Source organism: Nonomuraea candida, assembly GCF_000725485.1.
GTDB classification, from domain to species: Bacteria; Actinomycetota; Actinomycetes; order Streptosporangiales; family Streptosporangiaceae; genus Nonomuraea; species Nonomuraea candida.
The window spans coordinates 1-418 of sequence record NZ_JOAG01000154.1; the positions used below are offsets into that span (position 1 = coordinate 1).

Genomic DNA, 418 nt, shown 5'->3' on the forward strand with positions numbered 1-418 from the left:
GCGGTCGAAGGTGGGGCTGGCGATTGGGACGAAGTCGTAACAAGGTAGCCGTACCGGAAGGTGCGGCTGGATCACCTCCTTTCTAAGGAGCACTCTCACTCGTCACCGGCGCACGATCGGTGGGGTGACAGCTCACTAGTGGAGCACTGGCTACTCAACCGGGCCGGGTTGCCGGCGCGCTAGTACCGCCTCTCGTCAGAGGGGAGTGGGAAGGGGCGTTCGGGGGTTCGGGCTGGTTGGACACACTGTTGGGTCCTGAGGAAACGGACATGGTTCGTTTGACTCAGTACAGGGCCACGGAAGGATCGCGGTTGCGGTCTGGATGTGGTTGCTGTTTGTTGTTTGAGATTTGCATAGTGGACGCGAGCATCTTTGTGGCCAAGTTTTTTAGGGCACACGGTGGATGCCTTGGCATCAG

General features: G+C 59.3%; 1 rRNA gene. It reads left to right on the top strand.

The window, feature by feature from the left end:
• Positions 1-82, top strand: a 16S ribosomal RNA gene (locus IO39_RS43475); the annotation flags it as partial.
• Between the last annotated feature and the right edge of the window lie 336 nt (positions 83-418).